The 23,920-nt window shown below is 69.5% G+C and carries 20 protein-coding genes and 2 tRNA genes; 10 read left to right on the top strand and 12 right to left on the bottom strand.

The window, feature by feature from the left end:
• Window positions 1–2: 2 nt before the first annotated feature.
• From pstA to K6T36_RS13340, 3 genes are all read right to left on the bottom strand, one after another.
• Entirely contained in the window at window positions 3–1,631 is a 1,629-nt protein-coding gene (gene pstA, locus K6T36_RS13330) for a phosphate ABC transporter permease PstA (RefSeq protein ID WP_222921704.1), read from the bottom strand.
• A complete protein-coding gene (pstC, locus tag K6T36_RS13335; protein WP_222921705.1) occupies window positions 1,631–2,764 on the bottom strand; it encodes a phosphate ABC transporter permease subunit PstC in 1,134 nt (377 codons plus the stop codon). Before pstC ends, pstA begins: the two co-directional genes overlap by 1 nt.
• A gap of 64 nt (window positions 2,765–2,828) precedes the next feature.
• The gene (locus K6T36_RS13340) at window positions 2,829–4,037 is read right to left on the bottom strand and encodes a PstS family phosphate ABC transporter substrate-binding protein (RefSeq protein ID WP_222921706.1); all 1,209 of its coding nucleotides are present in this window, start codon (window positions 4,035–4,037) and stop codon (window positions 2,829–2,831) included.
• Between the two features lie 225 nt (window positions 4,038–4,262).
• Here K6T36_RS13340 and K6T36_RS13345 point away from each other — a divergent pair, with 225 nt between their 5' ends.
• The gene (locus K6T36_RS13345; protein ID WP_222921707.1) at window positions 4,263–5,333 is read left to right on the top strand and encodes a hypothetical protein; all 1,071 of its coding nucleotides are present in this window, start codon (window positions 4,263–4,265) and stop codon (window positions 5,331–5,333) included.
• A gap of 248 nt (window positions 5,334–5,581) precedes the next feature.
• Here the strand turns inward: K6T36_RS13345 and K6T36_RS13350 are convergent, their stop codons facing one another.
• Complete coding sequence (locus K6T36_RS13350) at window positions 5,582–6,634, bottom strand: M42 family metallopeptidase (RefSeq protein WP_222921708.1); 1,053 nt, start codon at window positions 6,632–6,634, stop codon at window positions 5,582–5,584.
• Window positions 6,635–6,761: 127 nt separating this feature from the next.
• Between K6T36_RS13350 and K6T36_RS13355 the strand changes: the two genes are divergently transcribed.
• Window positions 6,762–7,022 (top strand): MTH865 family protein, encoded by a 261-nt coding sequence (locus tag K6T36_RS13355; protein WP_222921709.1) that lies wholly within the window; start codon window positions 6,762–6,764, stop codon window positions 7,020–7,022.
• A gap of 163 nt (window positions 7,023–7,185) precedes the next feature.
• Window positions 7,186–7,821, top strand: a complete 636-nt coding sequence (locus K6T36_RS13360; protein ID WP_222921710.1) for a J domain-containing protein — start codon at window positions 7,186–7,188, stop codon at window positions 7,819–7,821.
• 14 nt (window positions 7,822–7,835) lie between these two features.
• On the opposite strand, the gene kdgK1 is transcribed toward K6T36_RS13360, so the two are convergent.
• On the bottom strand, window positions 7,836–8,789 hold the full coding sequence (gene kdgK1 / locus K6T36_RS13365) for a bifunctional 2-dehydro-3-deoxygluconokinase/2-dehydro-3-deoxygalactonokinase (RefSeq protein ID WP_222921711.1): 954 nt from the start codon (window positions 8,787–8,789) through the stop codon (window positions 7,836–7,838).
• A gap of 61 nt (window positions 8,790–8,850) precedes the next feature.
• Complete coding sequence (gene mutL, locus K6T36_RS13370; RefSeq protein WP_222921712.1) at window positions 8,851–11,262, bottom strand: DNA mismatch repair endonuclease MutL; 2,412 nt, start codon at window positions 11,260–11,262, stop codon at window positions 8,851–8,853.
• 188 nt (window positions 11,263–11,450) lie between these two features.
• Between mutL and K6T36_RS13375 the strand changes: the two genes are divergently transcribed.
• Together K6T36_RS13375 and K6T36_RS13380 are read left to right on the top strand one after the other, a co-directional pair.
• Window positions 11,451–12,014, top strand: a complete 564-nt coding sequence (locus tag K6T36_RS13375) for a DUF7504 family protein (RefSeq protein ID WP_222921713.1) — start codon at window positions 11,451–11,453, stop codon at window positions 12,012–12,014.
• Window positions 12,015–12,071: 57 nt separating this feature from the next.
• Complete coding sequence (locus K6T36_RS13380) at window positions 12,072–12,524, top strand: DUF6653 family protein (RefSeq protein ID WP_222921714.1); 453 nt, start codon at window positions 12,072–12,074, stop codon at window positions 12,522–12,524.
• A gap of 184 nt (window positions 12,525–12,708) precedes the next feature.
• Here K6T36_RS13380 and K6T36_RS13385 read toward each other — a convergent pair whose 3' ends face one another.
• Window positions 12,709–13,650, bottom strand: a complete 942-nt coding sequence (locus K6T36_RS13385; protein ID WP_222921715.1) for an aminopeptidase — start codon at window positions 13,648–13,650, stop codon at window positions 12,709–12,711.
• Window positions 13,651–13,812: 162 nt separating this feature from the next.
• On the opposite strand from K6T36_RS13385, the gene K6T36_RS13390 reads away from it, so the two are divergent.
• Entirely contained in the window at window positions 13,813–14,889 is a 1,077-nt protein-coding gene (locus K6T36_RS13390) for a type II glyceraldehyde-3-phosphate dehydrogenase (protein WP_222921716.1), read from the top strand.
• A 168-nt stretch (window positions 14,890–15,057) separates the two neighbouring features.
• Here K6T36_RS13390 and K6T36_RS13395 read toward each other — a convergent pair whose 3' ends face one another.
• The 4 genes from K6T36_RS13395 to K6T36_RS13410 form a co-directional block, all read right to left on the bottom strand.
• The gene (locus K6T36_RS13395; RefSeq protein ID WP_222921717.1) at window positions 15,058–15,573 is read right to left on the bottom strand and encodes a metallophosphoesterase; all 516 of its coding nucleotides are present in this window, start codon (window positions 15,571–15,573) and stop codon (window positions 15,058–15,060) included.
• Between the two features lie 73 nt (window positions 15,574–15,646).
• On the bottom strand, window positions 15,647–16,870 hold the full coding sequence (locus K6T36_RS13400) for a phosphoglycerate kinase (RefSeq protein WP_222921718.1): 1,224 nt from the start codon (window positions 16,868–16,870) through the stop codon (window positions 15,647–15,649).
• Window positions 16,871–17,106: 236 nt separating this feature from the next.
• On the bottom strand, window positions 17,107–19,038 hold the full coding sequence (locus K6T36_RS13405; RefSeq protein WP_222921719.1) for an ABC transporter ATP-binding protein: 1,932 nt from the start codon (window positions 19,036–19,038) through the stop codon (window positions 17,107–17,109).
• A 107-nt stretch (window positions 19,039–19,145) separates the two neighbouring features.
• Window positions 19,146–19,640, bottom strand: a complete 495-nt coding sequence (locus K6T36_RS13410; RefSeq protein WP_222921720.1) for a DUF192 domain-containing protein — start codon at window positions 19,638–19,640, stop codon at window positions 19,146–19,148.
• A gap of 83 nt (window positions 19,641–19,723) precedes the next feature.
• Here K6T36_RS13410 and K6T36_RS13415 point away from each other — a divergent pair.
• Window positions 19,724–19,796, top strand: a tRNA-Val gene (locus tag K6T36_RS13415).
• Window positions 19,797–20,108: 312 nt separating this feature from the next.
• On the opposite strand, the gene K6T36_RS13420 is transcribed toward K6T36_RS13415, so the two are convergent.
• A complete protein-coding gene (locus tag K6T36_RS13420; RefSeq protein ID WP_222921721.1) occupies window positions 20,109–21,476 on the bottom strand; it encodes an FAD-dependent oxidoreductase in 1,368 nt (455 codons plus the stop codon).
• A gap of 191 nt (window positions 21,477–21,667) precedes the next feature.
• On the opposite strand from K6T36_RS13420, the gene K6T36_RS13425 reads away from it, so the two are divergent.
• The 3 genes from K6T36_RS13425 to K6T36_RS13435 all read left to right on the top strand — a co-directional run bounded on the left by K6T36_RS13425 (window position 21,668) and on the right by K6T36_RS13435 (window position 23,886).
• Window positions 21,668–23,014 (top strand): sodium-dependent transporter, encoded by a 1,347-nt coding sequence (locus tag K6T36_RS13425; protein WP_222921722.1) that lies wholly within the window; start codon window positions 21,668–21,670, stop codon window positions 23,012–23,014.
• Between the two features lie 159 nt (window positions 23,015–23,173).
• Window positions 23,174–23,752, top strand: a complete 579-nt coding sequence (locus K6T36_RS13430; protein WP_222921723.1) for a hypothetical protein — start codon at window positions 23,174–23,176, stop codon at window positions 23,750–23,752.
• Window positions 23,753–23,812: 60 nt separating this feature from the next.
• Window positions 23,813–23,886 (top strand) — tRNA-Phe (locus tag K6T36_RS13435).
• The last annotated feature ends 34 nt before the right edge of the window (window positions 23,887–23,920 follow it).

Consider the following 23,920-nt stretch of genomic DNA (forward strand, 5'->3'; position numbering starts at 1 on the left):
TGTCACTCGTACCGCAGCTTCCGCCGGAAGTAGTATCGCGTGCCGATGCCGATGGCGTAAAACGACAGGACCACCAGCAGGAGGACGAGCGCGGTCGCCCACCGGAACTCGTCCGGGTTCGCGACGTTCTCCCCGAGACCGACGCCAGCCGTGATGAGCGCGAACAGTTGGTAGGGGAGCGCCGAGGTGGCCTGGAGCAGCTCCGGGTTCGCGACGAACGGGGGCGACGCGGTGAACTCGAAGCCGCCGATAACGTCGACCGTCTGTCCGCCCGGGACGAACGTCCCGCCCGCCATCGTCAGCAGGATCGGGGCCGTCTCGCCGGCGATACGGCCGACGCCGAGGATGACCCCGGTGACGACGCCCGGCAGCGCCGCGGGCAGGACGACGCTGCGGATCGTCTGCCACTTGTTCACGCCGAGGGCGGCGCTGGCGTCGCGGTACTCGTCGGGGACCGAGAGCATCGCCTCGCGGCTGGTGATCAACACCAGCGGGAGCAGCATGAACCCGAGCGTGATCATCCCCGACAGCAGCGACTTGCCGTTCCCGAACCGCGGGACGAGGAACGCGAAGCCGAACAGCCCGAAGACGATGCTCGGCGTCGACCACAGCCCGTTTGTCGCGACCTCGACGGCCTGCGTGAACCGGCCGCGGTCGGCGTACTCGGTGAGGAAGACGGCCGCCCCGACCCCGAGCGGCACCGCGAACAGCACCGCGCCGACGACGAGCCAGACGGTCCCGACGATCGCCGGGAGTACGCCCTGGTAGTCGTTCAACAGCGCGACGCCGTTCATCACGAAGGGGACGGAGAACGGCACCCGGACGCTCACCTCCAGTCCGAACAGCCCGAGCGTCGTCGACGGTCCGACGCCGGGGCCGAACTGGGCACCCGTAAGCAGCCCGGGGACTCCCTTGACGACGGTGAACGCGACGAGGACGAACAGGAACGCGACGATCGAGAGCGCGTTCAGGTAGACGAGCGTGTACGCGCCGAGGTGCCGGCCGCGGGCGCCGAAGCCGCCGTACGCCTTCGCGGCCGCCCAGCCGGCGACCATCGCGCTGAACAGGGTCGCGACCGGGATGACGAACGCGGCGGTCAGCGACGCGCCCTGCTCCCAGCCGAGGTCGAACACCCACTCGGGGCCGAGCGTCCCCGTCAGAAACACCAGTCCGGTCAACACGGGTACCGCCCCGATCGGGACCGTCGAGCCGACGTCCTCCCGGGGGAGGACGGTCGCCGCGAAGGCCACGGCGCCGGCGAGGAGCCCGACGGCGGCGGTTCCGATGTCGCCGATCAGCAGGCTTCCGACGCCGCTGCCCAGGACGACCCACAGGGCGCCGGCGACGACTCCGGCGATCAAGCCGGCGGTCGCGTCCGGGGTCGTCGACACCGCTTCGAGGCGGGACCCGACGCCGAAGACCATCACGGCCCCGCCGAGCAGGACGAGCAGGGTCCCCAGCAGCGACACGGTCGGGACGCCCGCGACCGAGCCCGTGATCGACACGAGGTCAGCGAGCGCCACGATCGAGAGGCCGAACAGCAGCGCCGAGATCGCGACGGCGACGGCGGCGACCGCGTCGGTTCCGGAGGTGTCCTGACTGACGAGTTCGGTTCGCGTCGCGCCCGCCATCAGATCTCACCCCCGAACTTCTCGCTCATCCGCCACTCGATGTACTGCGAGCCGACCGAGATGACGAGGACGGTGACGAAGAGGATCACGCCGGCGACGAACAGGGCGTCCATCTGGAGGCCGTCGGCGTCGCCGTAGTTGCGCGCGATGAGCGAGGTGAGGGTCTCCTGTCCGTAGAAGACGTTGTACAGCGGGTCCGTGAGCCGGGGCACCCCGCGCAACATCACCGTCGCGGCCATCGTCTCGCCGATCGCCCGCCCGACCCCGAGCAGTACGGCCGCGGAGACGCCCGAGAACGCCGCGGGGAGCGTGATCGAGGTCATCGTCTGCCAGCCGGTCGTGCCGATCGCGAGCGACCCGCTCTTCATCGACTCGGGGACGCTCGAGAGGGCGTCCTCGGCGACGGAAACGACCGTCGGCAGCGCCATCAGCCCGACGACGATGCCGACGAAGAGGTACGTCCCCTGCCCGTTGAGGTCGAACTGGGTCGACGCCCACGGACTCAACACGGTGAACCCGATGAACCCGTAGACAATGGAGGGGATCCCGGCGAGTATCTCGACGCCGGGCTTGACCGCCTCCCGGACCATCGGGGGCGCGATCTCCGAGAGGAACAGCGCCGCGGCGACCCCCAGCGGGCCGGCCACCGCCGTGGCGATGACGGTCACCATCACCGTCCCGTGGATCATCGGCACCATCGAGTACCGAACCGGATCCGACACCGCGTCCCATCGCGGCTCGATGAACATCCGGAGCCCGGGAACGCTCACGCCGAACACGGTGGCGCTCTCGTAGGCGATCACCGGGATCGACTCCATGAAGATGAAGACGATGATGAGCGCGAGGACGAGGACGGTCGAGACGGTCATCATCAGCGTCACGACGCGCGCGGTGACCTCCTGGTGGCTGATCCAGCCGTAGCCGATCGCCGCGATGGCGACCGCGAACGGGAGGACGGTCAGCGACGAGACCAGCAGGAAGCCGACGAACGTGGCGGCCATCGACGCGACCGCGACGACGACGGCCGCGAGCGCCGCCGGTTCGGTCTCGTCCACGAAGTCCCTCCCCCGGCGAACCCGCCGCCGGAGGGCCCCCAGAACGCCCGATTCTACCCGTTCCGTGTCTGTTGTCATTTCAGTCAAATAGTATCGTTCGTTGCCGCGCTGTCCCGGGGGTGCGGAGGCGACCGCCCCCGACTCAGTAGTCGATCCAGTCGCTCAGCTTCTCCCGCTCGGATTCGATGTCGGCGGTCGGCAGCGGGATGTAGTTCACGTCCTCGACGAACAGCTGCTGGCCGAAGTCGGTCAGGAACATGTTGAGGAACGCGGCCTCGCGGCGGTCGGTCCCGCTGGGCGTGTCCTCGGTGATCTTCGTGTACATGTGCAGGTCGCGGTTCAGCGGGTACTCGCTGTCGAAGATCGTGTTCTCCGCGTCCGGGTCCGGCTCGTACAGCGTGCCCTCGAAGTCGATCCCGATGGGCGTGACCTCCTCGCTGGTGAACGCGAGCGCCATGTACGCGATGGCCCCGTCGTTCTGCGAGACGAGCTGGGCGACCTGCTGGTTCTGCCCCTGGCGGGTGTCGACGTCCATGGGCGCGTCGGCGTCGCCGAGCATGTTGAGCCTGAACGCGGTGTCGGTTCCGGAGCCCTCGGCGCGGCCGATGACGTAGATCTCCTGGTCGTAGTCGACGCCCTCGAGGTCGCTCCAGTTGTCGACCTCGCCCTGGAAGATCCGACGGATCTGATCGCCGGTGAGCTGGGTGACGCCGGCGTCCGACACGTCCGAGCTGACGACGACGGGCTGGCCGTCGCGGCCGACGACGTGGTCGACGACCTCCTCGTCCCTGCGCTCCTCGCTCCAGTCGAGCTCGGCCGTGATGGGGCCCGAGGAGTTGCCGATGTCGACGAGGCCGTCGACGACCGCCTCACAGCCGGTCCCCGAGTGCGAGAGGCCGACCGTCGTCGGGAACGGCGGATCCGACCGCTGTTCGGTCGGCTCGAAGCCGGCCTTGCTCGCGAAGTAATCGGCGATCATCATGTCCGGCTCGCCCAGCTCCTCCCAGCCCGGAACGGTGCTCTCGGAGTTGGACCCCCAGTACTCGCCGTCGCTCGGCGGCGCGTTGGAGTTCCAGTAGGAGCTCCCCTTGTTCGAGATGGGGTACACCGTCGAGGACCCCTCGGCGTTGAGCAGGGACGTGTCCGTTCCGTCGCTATCGGCCGACCCGCTGTCGCCGCCGGAGTCGCCGCCGGAGCCCCCCGATCCGCCCGACCCGTCCGAGGCGTCGGTGTTGGACCCCCCGCTGGAACCGGAACAGCCCGCGAGCCCCGTCGCGCCGGCCGCGCCGGCGGCGACGAGGAACTTTCTCCGCGAAACGAACTCGCTCCGAGCCGCTTTCTCCTTCGTCATCACCTGAACGCTCCCGGGATTAGTAAAAAGGGGTTTATAATAGGGGTACCCGGACCCGGGTACTCCGCCGGAGGACACGGGTGCGGTCAGTACCGATGAGAGGACCGCGTCCCGGTCACGTGCGGTATATAGGACTCCGTTGGTGACGGAGTCGGTACGTATCCGAACGTATACACGTCAACTACGGAAAATATTTGTCGCGGTAGCGGCGAGCCTCGACCGAGCATGGAACGTGCCGAGCGGTCCGAGGACGGCCGGATCGGGAGTCGATCCGTCGAGGACATCGCCGAGACGGTCGCCGCGGCGGACGGCATCGACGCGGGAGACTCCGCGGAGATCGCGGCGACGCTGCGAGGGGTGGCCGTCGACGGCGTCCTCACCGGGGAGAGCGTCGACTCGGCGATGGCGCACCTCTCGAAGGTCGTCTCGACGCCAGCCACCCGCGTGGAGCTGTCGCGGATGGAATTCGATTCCGCGCGCGAGGACGCGACCGAGGTGGCCGACGTACCGAGCGTCGCCGCCCGGCTGGACGGGTTCGCCGCACGCGTGGGGGCGATCGAGTCGGACGTGGAGACGCTGGACGCGGACCTCCGGGACCTCGTCGACCGTGCCGAGGAAACGGCCGTTCCGGCGGACCCTTCCGAGAGCGAGGGAGTCGAGCTGTACCGGATCGCCGCCGAGGGTCGACGGATCCACGCCGAGGCGACGCGACTCCAGGGGGAGGCCGACGAACTCACGACGGAGATCGAGTCGTTCGGACGGTGGATCGCGCGGCCCTCGGTCCGACACGACGAACTCCGGACGGACGCCGAGGAGTTGACCGCCGCGGTCGAGGCACTGGAGGACGATGCGGCGTCCCTTGCCGACGCGGTGGACGCGGCCGACGCCGCCGACGCGGAGGACGCCACCGACGCTGACGACGCCGACCACGGTGACGGCGACGCCGATGTCGCCGACACCTCCGCCCGAACGTGGTTCGACTGCACGCTCCGCCGCCGCGTGTTGGAACTGCAGGCCGCCGACCTGCGCGCGGCGGCCGCCGATGTGACGACCGTCGACGAGCGGCTCGGGGCCGAGCCCGAGGACCCCGCCCACGAGGCCGTCCGGGACCTGACGGCCGACCTCGAGGACCGACTCGCCGTGACCGCCGACCGGCTCGACGCGCTCGCCCGGCAGTCCTGGCGCGACCGGTACGACCGGAAGTCGGAAGCGATCGACGAGGACCTGGCGACGGTCGAACCGCCGGTCGAGTGGGGAGGCGTGCTAACGGCGCTGGAGAAGGCTCGGGCGAGCTAACCGGGAGTTTCGGCCACCGTCGTGACGATACTCGATCGCAATCCGGAAACTACTGTCTCAAAAACAACACGTTCATGAGTGAGTGTCCGAACGATCGATCGGGGGGAGAAGAAGGGTTCACGGGGGGATCGGGGAGTTCACCGAGGGATCGGGAAGTTCACTGGAGGCAGCCGACGTGCCGCCGACCGATCACCGGGGGGATCGGTCGCGGCGGCCTCCGTCGGCGCCGGCGCTCCGCACCGAGTCGCCTATAGGGAGTAGTCGTTGCCGCCGTCCTCGCTCGCGAGGAACGCCGTCAACAGGTCGATCGTCGAGCGGATGTCGTCGCCGTGGGCGGTCTCGGTGACGGTGTGGAGGTAGCGCGTCGGGATCGAGATCGCGCCGACCGGCTTCGCGCCGTTGGCCTTCTGGAAGGCGGCGGTGTCGGTGCCGCCCGAGGGAAGCACTTCGAGCTGGTGCTCGATCCCCTCGGCCTCCGCCACGTCGCGCAGGCGGCGCGTCACCTTCGGGTTCGTGATGACCGAGCCGTCCTTGAGTTTCACCGCCGTGCCCTCGCCCAGCCGGGTCACCTGCTTGTCCTCGGCGACGCCCGCGGTGTCGGAGGCGATCGTCACGTCGAGCGCGACCGCCAGATCCGGGTCCACGTCGACGCCGAGCGCCTGGGCGCCCCGCAGGCCGACCTCCTCCTGGACGGTCGCACAGAAGTGGACCGTCGCCTCCGGGTCCGCCAGCTCGCGGGCGGACTCCAGCATCGCGAACAGACACACGCGGTCGTCGAGCGCCTTCCCGGTGACCGTATCGTCCATCTTCACCGTCGACTGCTCCATCGTGACGAGGTCCCCGACGGAGACGATCTCCTCGACCTCCTCGCCCTCGCGCCCGAGGTCGATCACCACGTCCTCGACGGCGTCCTCCTTCTCGCGTTCCTCCTCGGAGAGCGTGTGCGGCGGTACCGAGCCGATGACGCCCGTGAGGTCGCCCTGCTGGGTGTGAACGCGGACGCGCTGGGCGCGTAGCACGCGGGCGTCCCACCCGCCGAGGGCGTCGACCTTGAGGAAGCCGTCGTCGGTGACGTGTTTCACCATGAAGCCGATCTCGTCCATGTGGGCGGCCACGGCGACCTCGTAGTCGCCGGTTCCCTCGACGGTCCCGATCACGTTGCCCATCGAGTCGGTGCGCACCTCGTCGACGGCCCCCTCGAACACGGTCCGAACGCGGTCGCGGACGCGGTCCTCGTAGCCGGGGACGCCGCTCGCCTCGGTCAACTCCCGCAGCAGGTCGAAGTCGAAATCGAACGCCATGGCCGCCCGTTCGGCACGGCCCCGATTAATCGCGGGGGTTCCGGCCCGGACCGCCGGGTGTGAAAACTCTCCCGGAGTTCTCTGTGGTTCCGGAACGCTTTTGCGGTCGTCGCCCCGCGATGTGGGTATGTCAGACGACGTCGAAGCCGACCTCCGCGAGCAGTTCACGGACGCGTTCTCCGGCGCCGACTTCCCGGTGTCGAGCCAGATGGACCTCGTGCCCGCGCTGCCGCAAGGCCCCGGGACGAAGTTCGAGTCCGGCGACTTCTCGGTCACCGCGATGGAGCTGGCGGCGAAGCTGGGCTCCAGCCAGGACTTCCCCTACGAGGACGTCGAGTCGCTCGTCGACGACGTCATCGAGGGCCTGAAGGACAACGGGATGATCTGAGCGGCGACGACAACCTGCCCTTCTCGAACTTTCTCGATCCCGCGTCGGCGACGGCGCCAGCGACCGCACCGGCGACGGCGCCAGCGGCCCCACCGGCGACCGCGGCGACGGATCGTCGCCCGACCGGCGAGGGGTTCAATAGCGACCGTCGCCAATCGCGGGTGTGATCGGTGAGTGGCTCGCGGCGCTGCCGGGATGGCTCGTGTGGGGCGTCGCCGCCGGCGTGGTCGCCTCCGCCGGCGTCGCGGGCGTCTTCCTCGCGGCCAACCGCCTGTTCCCGGACCCACCCGCACGGACCGGTGCCCCCGACCAGGGGTCGCTCCGGCGGAAGGCGGAGATCCGCGACTACCTCAGGCGCATCGACGAGCGGTTCGTCGAGAACGCCGACCTCGACGGCACGCGCGTCGAGTTCTACCTCCCAGAGCGGGACGTCGCGCTCACCTTCGACGTCCACGCGTACTTCGGCATCCGCGACGACGAGGACCGTCACACCCGCGTGATCCTCTGTGAGCACGAGATGCCCGGCCGCCACCTCGGGCGGCGCCTCCCGTTCGAGGTTCCCGACCTCCACCTCGGACCGGACCCGACCGCGAGGCCGGTCACCGCCGCCTTCGACACGCTCGATCTGCCCGCCACCGCCGACGAGGAGTCCGTCGAGCGGGCATACCGCGAGAAGGTGAAGGAGACCCACCCGGACCAGGGCGGGAGCCGCGAGGCGTTCTCGGAGGTTCGAGAGGCGTACGCGACCGCGCTGGATCACGCCGAGGAGTCGTCCGGGACCGGTCGCGGCCGCGTCTGACCGACCGTCCGTTCCTACCGCGAGATCCCGCCGTCGCCCTCGGCGACGACGCGTTCGACCTCTTCTGGGGTGACGACCGCGAGGTCGCCGGCGATCGTGCGCTTGAGCGACGCCGTCGCGGCGCCCCACTCCAGGGCGGCGTCGATGTCGCCGCCGAGCGCGCGCTTCGAGAGGAAGCCGCCGACGAACGCGTCGCCGGTGCCGATGGCGTCGAGCGTGTCGGCCTCGTACACAGGCTGCTCGAACACCTCTCCGTCGTGGAGCGCGAGCGCGCCGCGGTCGCCGCGGGTGATCACGACGGTCTCGAAGCCGAAGTCGGTCGCCAGCCCGTGGGCGACCTCGACGGCCTCGCCGTCGCGGTCGAGTACCGCCTCCGCGTCGCGCTTGGCGACGAACAGCGCGTCGACGTGCTCCAACAGGTCCGTCAGGGTCTCGCGGGCCTCGGCGTGGCTCCAGAGCTTGCTCCGGTAGTTCAGATCGAAGCTCGTCGTCGCGCCCGCCTCGCTCGCCCGTTCCAGCACCGCCCGGGTCGTCTCGGCGGCGGCATCGGACAGCGCCGGGGTGATCCCCGTCGTGTGGAACGCGGTCGCGTCGTCGAGCACGCCCAGCGGGATCTCCTCGGGCGCGACGGTCGTCACCGCGGAGTCCGCGCGGTCGTAGATGACGTTCGTGCCGCGGGGCTCGCCGCCGTGTTCGAGGTAGTAGGTGCCGAGGCGGGCGTCGTCGTCCCACGCCACGCCGGTGCGGACGCCGTGGGCGCGCAGTTCGCTCACGACCCGGCGGCCGAGCGGCGAGCGCGGGAGCTTCGACAGCCACACCGAGTCCAGCCCCAGCGACGCGCCCGCGACGGCGACGTTGCTCTCGGCGCCGCCGACGCGCACGTCGAACTCCTCGGTCGTCTCCAGCCTGGTCCCCTGCGGCGGGGAGAGTCGCAGCATCGTCTCCCCGAACGTGACGAGGTCGGTCATGCGCGAGGCGACGGCGGGGTCCACCAAGAAGGGTCTGGAAGCGCGGCGGCGACGAGTCGATCTACTCCGCGCGCCGCCCGCCGTGGCCGGGATAGTCGCGCTCGAACCGATCTTCGATCTCCCCGCGGCCGAACTCCACGAGCACGGGCCGTCCGTGCGGGCACGCGTATGGGTTCTCGCAGGCGTCGAGCGCGTCCAGCAGGTCGGCGACGCTCCCCTCGGTCAGCGAGGTGTTCCCGGTCACCGACGGGTAACAGGCCAGGTCGGCGAGCAGCGCGTCGGCGACCTCCGAGACGGGGCGGTCGCCGGCGGTCACCTCGTCGGCGAAGGCCGCGAGCACGTCCCGGAGCAGATCCGGGTCCAGCGTCGCGTCGAACACCGCCGGCACCGCCGTCACCGCCACGGCGTGCGTCGGGGGGTCGTCGCCGCGGTCGCCGTCGGAACCGCCATCGCCGCCCTCGCCCCCGCCGCGCTGCTCCACGCGCTCCGCGCGGAACCCGACCTCGCGCAGCGCCTCGCGGAACGTCTCGAACAGCTCCGACTCGCGCGCGGTCAGCTCCAGTTCGACGGGCGTCGCGAGCGTCTGCGCGGGCGCGCTGTCGCCGACGGCGTCCCGGAGCCGCTCGTAGTTGACGCGCTCGTCGGCCGCGTGCTGGTCGACGAGGACGAGGCCCTCGTCGGTCTCGCAGACGACGTACGTGCCGTCGTACTGTCCGAGCACGCGCATCGACGGCAGCCGGTCGCGATCGGTCCGCTCGTCGGTGGTGCCGCCCGCGAGCGTCGACTGCGAGGGCGCCCCCCATGTCCGGGATCGATCCGACGGCGTCGCTTCCGAGGTGCCGGGGTCGGAGCCGGCGCCGTCGGCCGGCCCGTCCGCGTGCTCGCGGTCGGTCACCTCGTCACCGCCGTCCGCCCCGTCGCCGCCGGACTGCCACGCCCGCGGCGACGGGGCCCCGCCCGCGGTCGCGTCCGTCCGCCCGCGCTCGGGGTGATCCGTCGGTCGGTCGGTCGCGTCGCCGCTCCCGCCGAGACCGACGCGCCACGCCGCGTCGCCGTCGTCGGGATCCGTGTCCGTGTCGGTCGCGTCGGCCGTGTCGACCGCTGACTCGGTGGCCGTGCCGTCCGTCCCTTCCGCGTTCGTGTCGCCCGTGCCGTCCTCCGGCGGCGACACGCCGTCCGTCGGGGCGTCCGTCGGATCCTCCGGAGTCCCGGCGTCGGGGCCGCCCCAGGCGTCGAGCACCGAGGAGGTGGTCTCGGCACCGGCGCTCGTCGCGTCGGCTGTCTCCGGGTCGGCGTGGTCGTCGGGGTCGGCGGTTCCGTGACCGTCGTCGTCGCCGTCGTCGTGCTCCGCGTCCTCCCGCCGGTCGCGCGCGGCGCGCTCGTGGTCGGTGCCGGCGCCCCCGACGACCTCGGGGTCGACGGCGGCCTCGTCGGGGGCCGAGCGTCCCCGCGGCGCCGACGAGCGCACGAGACCGTGCTCCAACAGCGCCGCCCGGACCGCCTCGCGGACGGTTCCGATCACGTCCGCGTCGTCGTCGAAGCGCACCTCCGTCTTGCGCGGATGGACGTTCACGTCGACGGCCGGGGCCGGCACGTCGACGAACAGGACGGCGAACGGGTAGCGGTTCGTCGCGAGTTGGCCGCCGTAGGCGTCGACGACGGCGCCGCGCAGGTCGCCGTCGCGCACCCAGCGGTCGTTCACGTAGGTGGTGAGGTACTCCCGGCCCGCGCGGGTCGTCTCCGGATGTGAGACGAGCCCCGAGACGGACACCGCTCCGGAGTCGGACTCGTGGGCGACGTCGACCATCGACTCGGCGACCTCGCGGCCGTAGACGGCGAGGACGGCCGAGCGTCGGTTCCCGTCGCCGGGGGAGGCGAACACCTCGCGGCCGTCGTGCTCCAGCGACACCGCCACGTCTGGGTTCGCGAGCGCGTACGCCGAGACGACGCCGCTGACGCGGTCGAACTCGGTGGCGGGCGTCTTGAGGAACTTCCGGCGCGCGGGCGTGCGCCCGAACAGGTCACGAACCTCCACGGTCGTGCCGACGGGACAGCCCGCCGGCTCCACCTCGCCCTCGTCGCCGTGATCGACGACGAGTTCGGCGCCGGTGTCGGCATCGGGGGTGCGCGAGCGGACGGTCAGTTCCGCGACCGCGCCGACGGAGTGGAGCGCCTCCCCGCGGAACCCGAGCGTGGCGACGCCCGAATCGAGGTCGTCCATGCCGTCGAGCTTGCTGGTCGCGTGTTTCGCCACCGCCATCGGGATCTCCTCGGGGGGGATGCCCGCGCCGTCGTCGCGCACGCGGATGCCGTCGATGCCGCCGTTCTCGACGGCGACGGCGACGCGGTCGGCGCCGGCGTCGAGGGCGTTCTCGACGAGCTCCTTCACGACGGAGGCGGGTCGCTCGACGACCTCGCCCGCCGCGATCTCCCGGACGGTGCGGTCGTCGAGCGCGCGGATCTCCCCGGTCATCGCTCGAACGCTCGGGGTCGAGGGGTATCAATCCCGTGTTCGGACGCGACTCCGCGTTCGACCCGTGGCCGACCACGCATGCTCCGTGCACCGCGATTCTACGCGCTGAGAACTCCGGCGGATCGATTAAATACGCTTTCCGCATCCGCAGGGACACGCAGATGAGCAGGAGTGGGACGCAGGAGGGAGTGGGACCCCGAGCGGTCGAGCGGGAGCGCTCCCCGAAGGCCGAGCTGGTGTTGACGCCGCCGGGACCGGACCGACGGACGATGCTGAAGCGGCAGGCGGTCGCGGGGTACGTCGATCACCCCACCGTCGTGGAGTTCACCTACGACTCCGACCCGGTGACGCTGCACGAGCGCTGGCGCGCCGAGGTCGGCGCGCCGCCGTGTCACATGATCGTCGACGCGTCCGGAACCGGCGAGGTCCCTGGGCCGCGCGTCGCCGCCGACGGCGGCTCGTTCGCCGTCGAGGGCGCGCACCCGCGGGACCTCACCGGGCTGTGCATGAAGTGGCAGGACGCGCTGGCGGAGGCCCGCGGGCAGGGGAACCTCTTCGTCGCGTTCGACTCGGTGACCGCGCTCCTCCAGTACGCCGATCTCGGCGTGGCCTATCGGTTCCTCCACACCCTCGTCACCGGCGTCCACCGCGCCGGCGCCCGTGCGCAGTTCTATCTCGACCCGAACGCGCACGACGAGCGGACGGTTTCGACGGTGCAGGGGCTCTTCGACGCCGTCCGTCGGATCGGCTGACCCCGCCTCGCCGGCGGTCGCGATACGCTGATTTCTCTCGCCCTCGTAGGAGTGTGTATGAGCCTCCGAAGACGCTTCGCCGACCTCGACGTGTTCTGGGAGCGCCACGCGAACCCCAAGAGCGGGTGGTCGCGGCTGCTCGCGACCCCGCTGATCCTCCTCGCCGTGTACCTCAGGAGCAAGCGGATCCTCGCCCTCGCGCTCGGGTGGACGGTCGTGAATCCGGTGCTCTTCCCGAGAGTCGACCGCGAGATCGATCGGCCCTCGATCATGACCCGCGGCGTCGACGCCGAGCGCGCGTGGCTCCGCGGCGACCTCGACCCCGGCGCCTGGGAGCGGCTCAACGGGCTCTCGGCGGCGCCGTTCGCCTACGCGCTGTACGCCGCCTCCCGCCGGCGACCCGTCCGCGCCGCCGTCGCGGGCGCGGTCTCGATGGCGCTGAAGCTCGCGTTCGTGTTCGGGATCGCCCGGCGCGACGCGAGGCGACTCGACGCCGCGCGCGACGACTGAGCGCCTATCGGGCCGCACGGGCCGAGCCGCGCCGGCGACGTCCTCCTGTGACCCTTGACGAACCGCTGGCGTTTACCGCGGAAGTTCCACTTCCTCGCCGTCTCGCGGTTTCACCGCTCACGGGTCACTCCGTTCCCCGTTCGCTTCTCGTGGCCTCCCTTCGGTCGGCCACGCACCGCTCGACTTACGGGAGGTCTACGACCTCCCCGTCCGCCCACACGGTCGGCTCCGTCACGATCCCGTCGAGATGCAGCGGCGCGTCCGTGTCGCCGCCGATGCCCGCGTCGTCGCCGATGGCGATGTGGACCGTGCCGGCGGCCTTCTCGTCGAGCAGCACCGACCCGACGAGGTCCCTGACGCCGACGTTCGTCCCGATACCCAGCTCCGCGAGGTTGTACGCGTCGCGGCCGACCTCCTCGGCGGCGGCCTCGACCTGCTCGCGCACCTCGTCGTCGGAGATGTCGGTGACGTAGCCGTCCTCGACCTCGAACCGGAGTTCTCGCCCCTCCAACAGCCCGTACGGCATCATCGTCCCGTCGACGACGTAGGTGCCGTTCGCGTCCTCGGGGCTGACGAACACCTCGCCGGCCGGGAGGTTCGAGAACGAGCCCGCCTCGCTCACGTCGCCGGTATCGGCCAGGAACTCCCGGTCGCCGGGCTCGAAGGTGATGTCGGTGCCGGCCTCGGTGGTCACGCGGATCTCCTCGGCGTCGCCGATCTGGTCGAGCACGTCGTCGCAGTGGCGGGCGATCGCCCCGTAGTCGGCGTCGAGGCCGGTGACGAACACCTCTCGGGTGATCCCCGGGAGCGTCGCCCCGCGGGCGCCGGCGTCGCAGGCGGCGCCGCGGGCGCGGGTGTGGCTCAGGCTCTTGGTCGTCGGCGCGAGGAAGGCGTCGGCCTCCCGCATCGCGGCGGCGACGGGCGCGGGCGGCTCCTCGCCGTGCTGGCTCGCGGGCGGGTAGCGGACGATGCTCGCGTCGTCAGTCACCTCGCTGGCGACCGCGTACAGCGCCTCGCCGATCTCGGCGCGCTTGTCGTCGGTGACGACCGCGAGCGACTCGTCGTCCCCGAGATCGAGACACTGGTGGATCGCCGTTTCGGCCGCGGCACGGAGGTCGTCGTCCATACCGACGCTGCGACCCGATCCCGTTTGGGCCTGTCGGAGCGACAGCGACGCCGATATCGTCGGGACGATTCCGGCGAATTCCGGGAGCTTACTCGTTCTGTAGTTGTTTTCTGGTTATCCGACCCGTAACGATTAACCCCGGGCACGAAGGAGAATTCGACAATGATCCAGGTGGGCGTCAACGGGTACGGCACGATCGGGAAGCGCGTCGCCGACGCGGTGTCCGCACAGCCCGACATGACGCTGACGGGCGTGGCGAAGACCCGCCCGAACTACGAGGCGGAGGCGGCGATCCGGAAGGGGTACCCGCTGTACGCCGCGATCCCCGAGCGCGCGGACCTGTTCCACGAGGCCGGGATCGACCTCGCGGGCGAGGTCGAGGACATGGTGATGACCGCCGACGTGGTCGTCGACACGACGCCCTCCGGGATCGGCGCCGACAACCGGGAGCTGTACGAGCGCTACGACACGCCCGCCGTCTTCCAGGGCGGCGAGGACGCCGACGTGGCCGACGTGAGCTTCAACGCCCGGTCCAACTACGATCTGGCGAGAGACGACGGCGTCGAGACCGCCCGCGTCGTCTCCTGCAACACCACCGGGCTCTCGCGACTGCTCACGCCGCTGATCGAGACCTACGGCGTCGAGAAGTCGCGCGTCACGCTCGTCCGCCGCGGCGGCGACCCCGGACAGACCTCCCGCGGCCCGATCAACGACATCCTCCCGGACCCCGTCACGGTCCCCTCCCACCACGGCCCGGACGTGAACACGATCATCCCCGACGTGGACATCGACACCCTCGGCGTGAAGGTGCCGGCGACGCTGATGCACCTCCACTCGGTGAACGTCACCCTCGATGCGTCACCGTCGGCAGAGGAGGTGCGCGAACTGCTCGGGGACGAACCGCGGCTGTTCCTCGTGCCCGAGGAGACGGGCATCGACGGAACGGGGAAGTTGAAGGAGTTCGCGATGGACACCGGCCGCCCGCGCGGCGACCTCTGGGAGAACTGCATCTGGGAGGAGTCCATCTCGATGGAGGGGAACGACCTCTATCTGTTCCAGTCGATCCACCAGGAGTCGGACGTGATCCCCGAGAACATCGACGCGGTCAGGGCGCTGCTCGACTGGGAGGACCGCGGGACGAGCATGGCGACGACCGACGAGACGCTCGGCGTGGGGCTGGAGTCGCTGTTCGACGGCCAGCGCCAGCGCGTGGTGCCGAAGAGCAACGGCGACGATTGATGCGAGACGCGAGGAAGCGAACATAGTGAGCGACTGAGCGTCTCGGAAGGACGGCGGCGAGGTCGTCTGGCCGAGCCGCCCACAAATGAGGCGAGACGCGAGGAAGCGAACGGAGTGAGCGACTGAGCGTGCCGGAAGGACGGCGGAGCGGTCCCCGTGCCGTACTTGTTATCCCAGGTCGCGGACGGTCACGTCCCCGGACGCCGTGTCGACGAGCATCGCCGCCGGCTCCTCCTCCCGGCCGGGGATCGGCACGCCGCCGGGGTTGAGGTGGACGGTGCCGTCGCGCTCCTCGTGGACGCGCTCGTGGGTGTGCCCCCGGAGGACGTAGTCGTAGCTCCCGCTGGCGATCAGGGCGTCGACGATCGGCTCGCTGGTGCCGTGATAGACGGCGAACTCGGCCCCGTCGAGCGTCAGCGACGCGAACTCGCCGTGGTAGGAGCCGAACCCGCGGACGGCGTCGGCGAGCGCCCACTCGCCGTCGTTGTTGCCGCGGACGGCGTGAAACTCCCAGTCCGCGTCCGACCCGTCGACCGCGTCCGGATCGAACGGCGTCGCGGAGAACGGCGCGACGATGTCGCCGCAGTGGATCACGGCGTCGGCGCCCGCGTCCGCGAACGCCTCGACCGCGGCCTCGACGTACTGTGCGTTGTCGTGGGTGTCGGAGACGACGCCGACGAGCATGGGTGGGGCGTCACGCCGGGAGCTAATCAACGGTCCGCCCGAACCGCCGCGACCACGGCGCGGGCTTGCGAGACTATGCTTCGCGCTCGGCGCTCCGAATCAACAGCTCGACCGCGGGCAGCGGCTCGCCGGTGAGCGCGCGGATGTACGCGCCGCCGGCGATGGAGACGTGCGAGAAGTCGTCCTCCGACATGCCGTACATCGTTATCGCGCGGGAGGTGTCGCCCCCGCCGACGACGGAGAAGCAGTCGGTGTCGGCGATGGCCTCCAGCACGCCGACCGTGCCGACGCTGAAGCGCTCGTCCTCGAAGACGCCGAGCGCGCCCTTCACGAACACGGCCTCGGAGTCGCGGATCGCGGGCTCGTAATCGGCGACGGTCCCGGAACCGATGTCGAGGAACGCCTGCGTCTTCTCCACGATGTCGTCCACGTCGACCTCGGCGCGCTCGTCCTCGGCGTCCTCGTACGCCAGATCCGACGCGAGCGTCACCTGCTCGCGGCGCTCGTCGAGGACCGAGCGGATCGTCTCCTCGTTGGCGTCCCACTGCTCGTCGAACAGCTCGGTGTCCACGTCCTCGCCGACGGGGTAGCCGGCCGCGCGAAGGAACAGCTCGCCGGCGACGCCGCCGAGCAGGAACCGGTCGACCTTCCCGTCGAGCGCCTCCATGACGCCGATCACGTCGGTCGCCTTCGTCCCGCCTACCACCATCGTCACGTCGCCGTCGAACTCGCGCTCGGCGATGGCGGTGTTGGCCTCGTACTCGGTCTCCATCACGCGGCCGGCGTAGCTCGGCAGCCGGAGCGGGAACCCCACCAGCGACGCGTGCTTTCGGTGCGCGGCCGAGTACGCGTCGTTGACGTAGGCGTCGAACTCCGGAGCGAGCGTCCGGACGAAGTCGCTGTCAGCGTGCTCCTCGGGCTCCTTCTCCGGCAATTCGTCGTCGGTCATCCGGGTGTTCTCGAGCAGGAGCACGTCGCCTGCGTCGAGGCCGCGGACGGCCCCGAGGGCCTCGTCGCCGAACGTGTCGCCGACGAAGTCCACGTCGGCGCCGGCGTGCTCGGCGAGGATGTCGGCGTGCTGTTCCAGCGAGACGAAGGTGTCCCTGCCCGGGCGGCCCTGGTGGGCCATAAGTGCGACACGGTGGCCGTCTTCGGCCAACTCGGCGACGGTCTCGGCGTGCCGGGAGAAGCGGCGATTGTCCTGTACGACGCCGTCCTCGACCGGGGAGTTGAGGTCGAGGCGGACGAGGACGCGCTGCTCGGCGGGCAGGTCGTCGAGGGTACGGAAGGAACTCATCGTCCTGGTGGTCGGCGCTGTGCGACTTAGAAGGCGCGGATGCCGCGAACGCGGTCGCTCGATCGGTGGCGAACATGTGGCCGTGCTCGGGGCAATGACGGACGGGCGGGGCAGTCCAGTCCCGGTACGTCACGTCTCGTCGGCGCGCCGTCGCGGTCAGCGCATCGGGGTGGCTGGTGCGGTATCGGTGAAGAAGGTTCGTTCGGGCGCGTCTCGCCACGTTCGTACGCGACGGGTCAGTCGTCGCTCGCTTCGGCCTCGGTCCTGGAGGCGCGCTTCGCGGCGCGATCGATGAACTCCTGCGGGAGCTCGTCGATCTCTCCGGCCTGTACGCCCCACAGGTGCGCGTAGAGGCCGTCATCGCTCAGCAGCTCCTCGTGGGTGCCGCGCTCGGCGATCTCCCCCTCCTCGAGAACGACGATCTGGTCGGCGTCCTTGATCGTCGAGAGGCGGTGGGCGATGGCGAAGGTGGTGCGATCCTCGGTCAGCTTGTCGATGGAGCGCTGGATGAGCATCTCCGTCTCGGTGTCCACGTCGGAGGTCGCCTCGTCGAGCACGAGGATCTCAGGGTCCTTCAGGATCGCGCGGGCGATCGAAAGCCGTTGGCGCTGGCCGCCCGAGAGCTTCACGCCGCGCTCGCCGATCTCGGTGTCGTAGCCCTCCGGGAGGTTCGTGATGAACTCGTGGGCCTCCGCCGCCTTCGCGGCCTCGACGATGTCCTCCTCGTCGGCCTCGAAGGTGCCGTAGGCGATGTTGTCGCGGACAGTCCCGTAGAACATGAACGTGTCCTGGCTCACGTAGCCGAGCGACCGCCGCAGGCTCGGGATCGTCACGTCGCGGATGTCCTGCCCGTCGATCTCGATGCTTCCCTCGTTCACGTCGTACATCCGCAGGAGCAGCTTCAGCACCGTCGACTTCCCGGCGCCGGTCGGGCCGACGAGCGCGAGGGTGTCGCCGCCGTCGACCTCGAAGGCGATGTCGTCGACGATGGTCTCGTCCTCGTCGTAGCCGAACGTCACGTCGTCGTAGACGACCGTCCCGTCGTCGACCACGAGGTCCTCGGCGGCCGGGTCCTCGACGATCCGCGAGGGTGTGTCCATCAGGCCGAACAGGCGCGCGCTGGAGGCGCGGGCACGCTGGTACATGTTGATGATGGAGCCGAACTGCGCCATCGGCCAGATGAACCGCTGGGTGTAGAGGATGAAGGTGGTGAACACGCCGACGGTCAACTCGTTGCCGCCGGTCAGCCACAGCGGCGCCTCGTCGAGCACCCACAGGCCGCCCACGGCGAAGGTGATGACGAAGCCGACCCCGGCGATGACCCGAAGCGCGGGGAAGAACTTGATCCGGGTGGTGATGGCGTCCCAGTTGGCGTCGTAGTACTCGCCGGAGACGTCGTCGACGCGGTCGGACTCGAACCCCTCGGTGTTGAACGTCTTGATCACCTTGATCCCGCCGAGGTTGTTCTCCAGCCGGGAGTTGAGGTGGCCGACGGTCTTGCGCACGTCGGCGTACTTCGGCTGGATCACGTCGATGAACTTCCAGGTCACGACGGCGATGACGGGGACCGGAAGCAGCGAGACGATCGCCAGTCGGGGGTTCAGCCAGAACATGATCCCCGCGATGCCGAGCACCATCACCGACAGCCTGAACGCGGAGTTCATGCCGTCGTTGAGGAACCGCTCCAGTCGGTTCACGTCGTTCGAGAGCACGGACATCATCTCGCCGGTCTGCTTCTCGGCGAAGAAGTCCATGTTCAGCCGCTGCATCTTGTCGTAGGTGTCGGTTCGGATGTCGTGTTGGATGTTCTGGGCGAAGGAGTTCCAGCCGAAGTTGCGGATCCAGTGGAACACCGACCCGCCGAAGAACGCGAACGCGATGATGCCGACGGTGAACAACAGTTGGTCGCGGGGACCGGTCGGGATGACGCTCGCGGGCACCAGCGGGAGGTCGAACGGGATGTTCTGCTCGAACACGGCGTCGATCGCGATCCCGAGCAGCAGCGGCGGGAGCAGATCGAGGATCCGCGCGGCGACGCTGCCGAAGAAGCCCAGCCCGAAGTATCGGAGGTTCCTGGACCCGTACTCCGAGAACAACCGTTTCATCGGGTTATCCGTCTTCTCACGGATATCCTCGAAGGGGTCGTCCTCGTCGGAGGGATGACTCATTACATACTCTCAGCGACACCAGAACCCTAAACGGTTCGCTTCGAATCGAAATACCCCGGAGACGCCGCAGTCGGCGGCCCTCTCCGTCGGTTGGCTCCGCGCTCGGCTCAGTAGTCGCCCGCGATCTCGACGGTGTCGCCCTCGCACACGTCGTGATCGTTCGTCCAGCCGTGCGGCACTTCGAGCACGTACTTCCCGGTGCCGCGGTACCGCCGGAGCTCGGAGTCGTTCGTTCCCTCCGGCGGGAGTTCGGCGTGGTGGATGCGGGTGATCGTCCCGTTGGCGGCGATGAACACGATGTCGATCGGGAACGCCATGTCGCGCATCACGTACGCGTACCGGTCCTCCTCGTCGTGGACGAACAGCATGCCCTCGTTCTCGCCGAGCGACTCCGTGTCGGAGAGGCCGGTGTAGCGCTTGCTGTAGGTGTCGGCGACGCGCGCCTCCACGGCGCCGAGCTCGGCACCGTCCTCGTCGACGACGGTGACGGTCGTGCGTTCGTACTCGCCGTCGCTCGCGACGTTCGCCACGGTTCCGGTGCAGCCGGCGAACACGACCAGCAGCGCGATGAGCGCGGGGGCGACGCGGCGGCGGACGGCCATACCGGTATCGTCGGGCGGCGGGCGGGAAAGGGTATCGGGCAAAAGGTAAGCGTTATTCGAGCGCGGGCGGTGTATTCGGGTACGGGCTCGTGGTCTAGTGGTTATGACGCTTCCCTTACAAGGAAGAGATCGGTGGTTCAACTCCGCCCGAGCCCAGTTCTGCCGCCGACCCGGCGAGGAGCGAAGCGACGAGCCGTCGGCGGCGTCCGGCGTGTCAGGAGTTGAGCCCTGCAAGTCGCGCGCAACGAACGAAGCGAGTGAGCACGTCTTGCTCCGGTTCAACTCCGCCCGAGCCCATTCGAGCGCCCGAGCGGAGCGAGGGCCGAGATGTTCTGCGGGTGAGGAGTGAACCAGACGAGTCGCAGCCCGGGAAGCGAACGGAGTGAGCGACCCGGAACGTCTCGGCGTGGTTCAACTCCGCCCGAGCCCGGTTCTGCCGCCGACACGGCGAGGTTCCGGCTAAATGAGCTACTGCGCGGGGGCGGGGGCGTGGGTCGCCTCGGCGTACGGGAAGTTCTCGATCGTCTCCTCGCGGAACGCCTCCTCGTCGAAGGAGTACTCGCCGTCGAAGAAGTCCATCAGCGTGTGCGTGTCGCGCATCGCGTTCTTCAGGCACGTCGAGGCGCCGGGCGACGGGGTGATGTTGAAGATGATGTCCTTGCCGACGATCTTCGCCTCGCCCATGTCGAGCGAGCGCTCCTCGGTGTCGACGATCTGCGGCCGGACGCCGCCGTAGCCCTCGGCGCGCTCGATGTCGTCGAGTTCGACGCTCGGGACGACCTTCCGGACGTGCGGGAGGAACTGCTTGGGCCCGACGGACGGGAGGTCGTACACGAGGTTCCGAAGCACGTACGGCAGGAGGATGCGGTCGGCGAGGATGTTGGCGTAGCTGAGGAACGCCGCCGCGTTGAGCCCGAACACGTCGAGGAAGTCGGGCACCGTCGAGACACGCCCGCGTTCGAGCGCGGGGACGAGCTTCGCGGTCGGGCCGAACCGCGTCACGCTGCCGTCGTGCACGTCGGCGTCGCCGTGGACGGCCGCGAAGGGGAGCTTCTTCATCTGCAGCGTGTAGACCTTCCCGTTCAGGAGGTCGTCGGCGAGGAAGAAACTGCCCGCGACGGGGAGCAGGACCTTGTTCTGGCCGTATCCAAGCTGCTTCGCCATCTGAAGGCTGTGGGAGCCGGCGGCGACGACGGCCGCCTCCGACTCGATAGTGCCGGCGGTCGTCTCGAACGTGTAGCCGTCGGGCGTCGGCTCGACGGACTCGACGGCCGTCCCGGTCCTCACGTCGACGGTCGCCTCCTCGCGGGCCTGCTCGACGAACGACTTCGTCGTCTCGCCGTAGTCGACGACGTAGCCGTCGGGCGTCTGCAGCGCGAGCATCTCCGTGTCGAGGTCGCGTCCCTCGACGACCTTCGGCTCGATCTCGGCGATCTCGTCGCGGCCGATCGGCCGAAGCTTCGGGAAGAGGTCCCCGAATCCCTCGTCGTGGTACCGCTGCTCCAGCTTCTCGACCTCCTCGTCGCCGACGCCCAGCACCATCTTGCTGCGCTTGGCGTGCATCTCCCGGTCGGCGTCCTGGTTCTCGAGATAGCCGGCGAGCAGCTCGGCGCCCTCCTTGACCTCCTCGGCCTTCTCCAGGGTGTAGTTGGTCTCGATGTCCCCGAAGTGAAGCGTCTGGGAGTTGTTCGTGTGGTGGGAGTTGATCGCGGCGATCTCCGGCTCCTTCTCGATCAGCGCGATCGACTCGATATCGGTGAACTTCGCCGTCGTGTACAACAGCGACGCACCGCTGATACCTCCGCCGACGATAACGAGGTCGTACGTGTCGGACATTGTGTGAAGGTGCTACCTACACTGCGATACTGGAGGCAGATAACTCATCTTCTTTGCGTCCGTCGTCGGTCCCCGCAGTCGGGCATCGGACGGTGCTCCCTCGGGCCGTACTCCCTCGTATCCGGGGCGAGACATTATTTACAACAGTTCGAAGGAATCTTCAGTGTCAGCGGAATCCCTCCTGACGAACTATGAGTGACCGAGAGACGTGGACGTCACGAGTCGGCTTCATTCTCGCCGCCGTCGGCAGCGCGGTGGGGCTCGGAAACATCTGGTCGTTCCCCTTCCAGACCGCCTCCAACGGCGGTGCGGCGTTCCTCGTCGTGTACCTGTGTGCGGTGTTCCTGCTCGGGTTCCCCGTGATGCTCGGCGAGTTCGTCATCGGGCGACGGAGCGAACGAAACGCCGTGGAGGCGTTCCGGTCGCTCGGCTTCGGCGAGTGGTCGGTCGTGGGCGGCCTGGGGGTCGTCTCGTCGTTCGTGACGCTGGCGTTCTACAGCGTCGTCGGGGGATGGGTGTTGAGCTACATCGTCGGCAGCGTCACCGGCGGCTACCTCGGCGACGCGGGCGCGTACTTCGGCGCCGTCTCCGCGGGTCCGATCGCCGTCGCCGCCCACGCGGCGTTCATGGCGCTGACGATCGGGATCGTCGCGCTCGGCGTCACCGACGGCATCGAGCGGGCGACGAAGCTGATGGTGCCCGCGATCTTCGTCCTCATGGGCGGGCTCGCCGTCTGGGTGAGCACCTTCGAGGGCGCGGCCGCGGGCTACGCGTACTATCTCTCCCCGGACGTGGGCGTGATCGCGGGCAACCTTGCCGGGATCGTTCCGCCGGCCGTCGGACAGGCGTTCTTCACGCTCTCGCTGGGGTTCGGCGTGATGATCGCCTACTCCTCCTACCTCGGACGCGACGACAGCCTCCCCGCGGACGGGTCGGCGATCGTCGTCGTGAACACGCTGGTCGCCCTCATCGCGGGCTTCGTCGTCTTCCCGGTGCTGTTCGCCATCGAGGGGTCGGTTCCGGACTCGGGCGGGGCCGGCACGGCGTTCACCGCACTCGCCGGCGCGTTCAGTCAGATCCCGGGCGGCCAACTCATCGGTCTCGGCTTCTTCGTCGTGCTCCTGTTTGCCGCGCTCTCCAGCTCGATCAGCCTCCTCGAGGTGCCGACGTCCTTCGTCGCCGACCGGACCGGGTACGATCGGACCGCGACCGCGGTGGGCCTCGGCGCGTTCGTCGCGCTCGCCGGCGTGCCCACCGCGCTCGACACCGGCATCCTCGGTTGGTACAACGACATCGTGTTCGAGCTCCTGTTGCCGCTTGCGGTGCTGTCCCTCTCGCTGTTCGTCGGCTGGGTCGCCGACGACCAACTGGCCGCGGAACTGAACCTCGGAAGCTCGTTCGGGAGCGGCTTCTCGACGGTCTGGCTGTGGTGGATCCGGGTCGTCATTCCGGTCGCCATCGGGGGAACGCTGTTGCTCGGGATCCAGTCGCTGCTCGTGAAAGCGGGGATCCTCGCGGCCCCGATCGTCCTCGGGTAGCCGGTCGGTCCCCGTAGGCTCGCCTCGACGACGCGCCGGCGCCCCCGTCTCGAACTCGGATTACTTCGGGTTGAGCCGACTGAACGGCCACCCCTCCTTTTGTTCGTCGGGACGGTACGGGCTCTCGATGCATGAGCGCATTCGCGGGGAGAAGCCACGATGAACCTGAAGACGGTCGCGGTCGTCGGCGCCGTCGTCGCGGTCGTCGCCGTCGGCGGCGCGGCGGCGTTCATCGCCGGGATCGGGCCGCTGGGCGACATCGGCGGCGGGCAGTCCGACACCGTGACGGAGACGCCGGAGTCGACCGGGACGGTGTACGACGACTCGAGCGGATCGTCCGGCGACGACGGCGGCGAGGGTACCGCATCCGACGGGTCCGGCGGCGACTCGCTGCCGCCGTACACGTTCGCCGTCACGTCGATCGAGGAGTGCGGGCAGACCTGCCGGGACGTGACCGTTCGCCTCGACAACAACCGAGACGAGACGGCGACGGGGATCAGCGTGTACACGCGGATATTCGCCGGTAACTCCACCGCCTCGGGCGACAAGGTGTGGGAGGAGAAGCGCGACGTGGGGAGCCTCGAGGCCGGCGGATCGACCACGGAGACGAGTCGCGTGAAGCTCTCGTACTCGGAGGGGTACCAGGTCCAGCAGGAGGACGGGTGGATCACGATCCTCACGACCGTCGAGTCGGACGACGTGACGATCACGTTCAAGGAGCGACGCGACGTGCTGTGACCGCCACCTAGCGTGGCGATTCGAAACGCTTTTTCATACTGCCGGGGTTCGTTGAGTTGCGCCGCCTTAGCTCAGATTGGGAGAGCACTCGACTGAAGATCGAGCTGTCCCCCGTTCAAATCGGGGAGGCGGCATTTTCCGAACCCATCGTCGCGAGCGAAGCGAGCC

This window comes from Halobaculum roseum, from assembly GCF_019880245.1.
Taxonomy (GTDB): domain Archaea; phylum Halobacteriota; class Halobacteria; order Halobacteriales; family Haloferacaceae; genus Halobaculum; species Halobaculum roseum.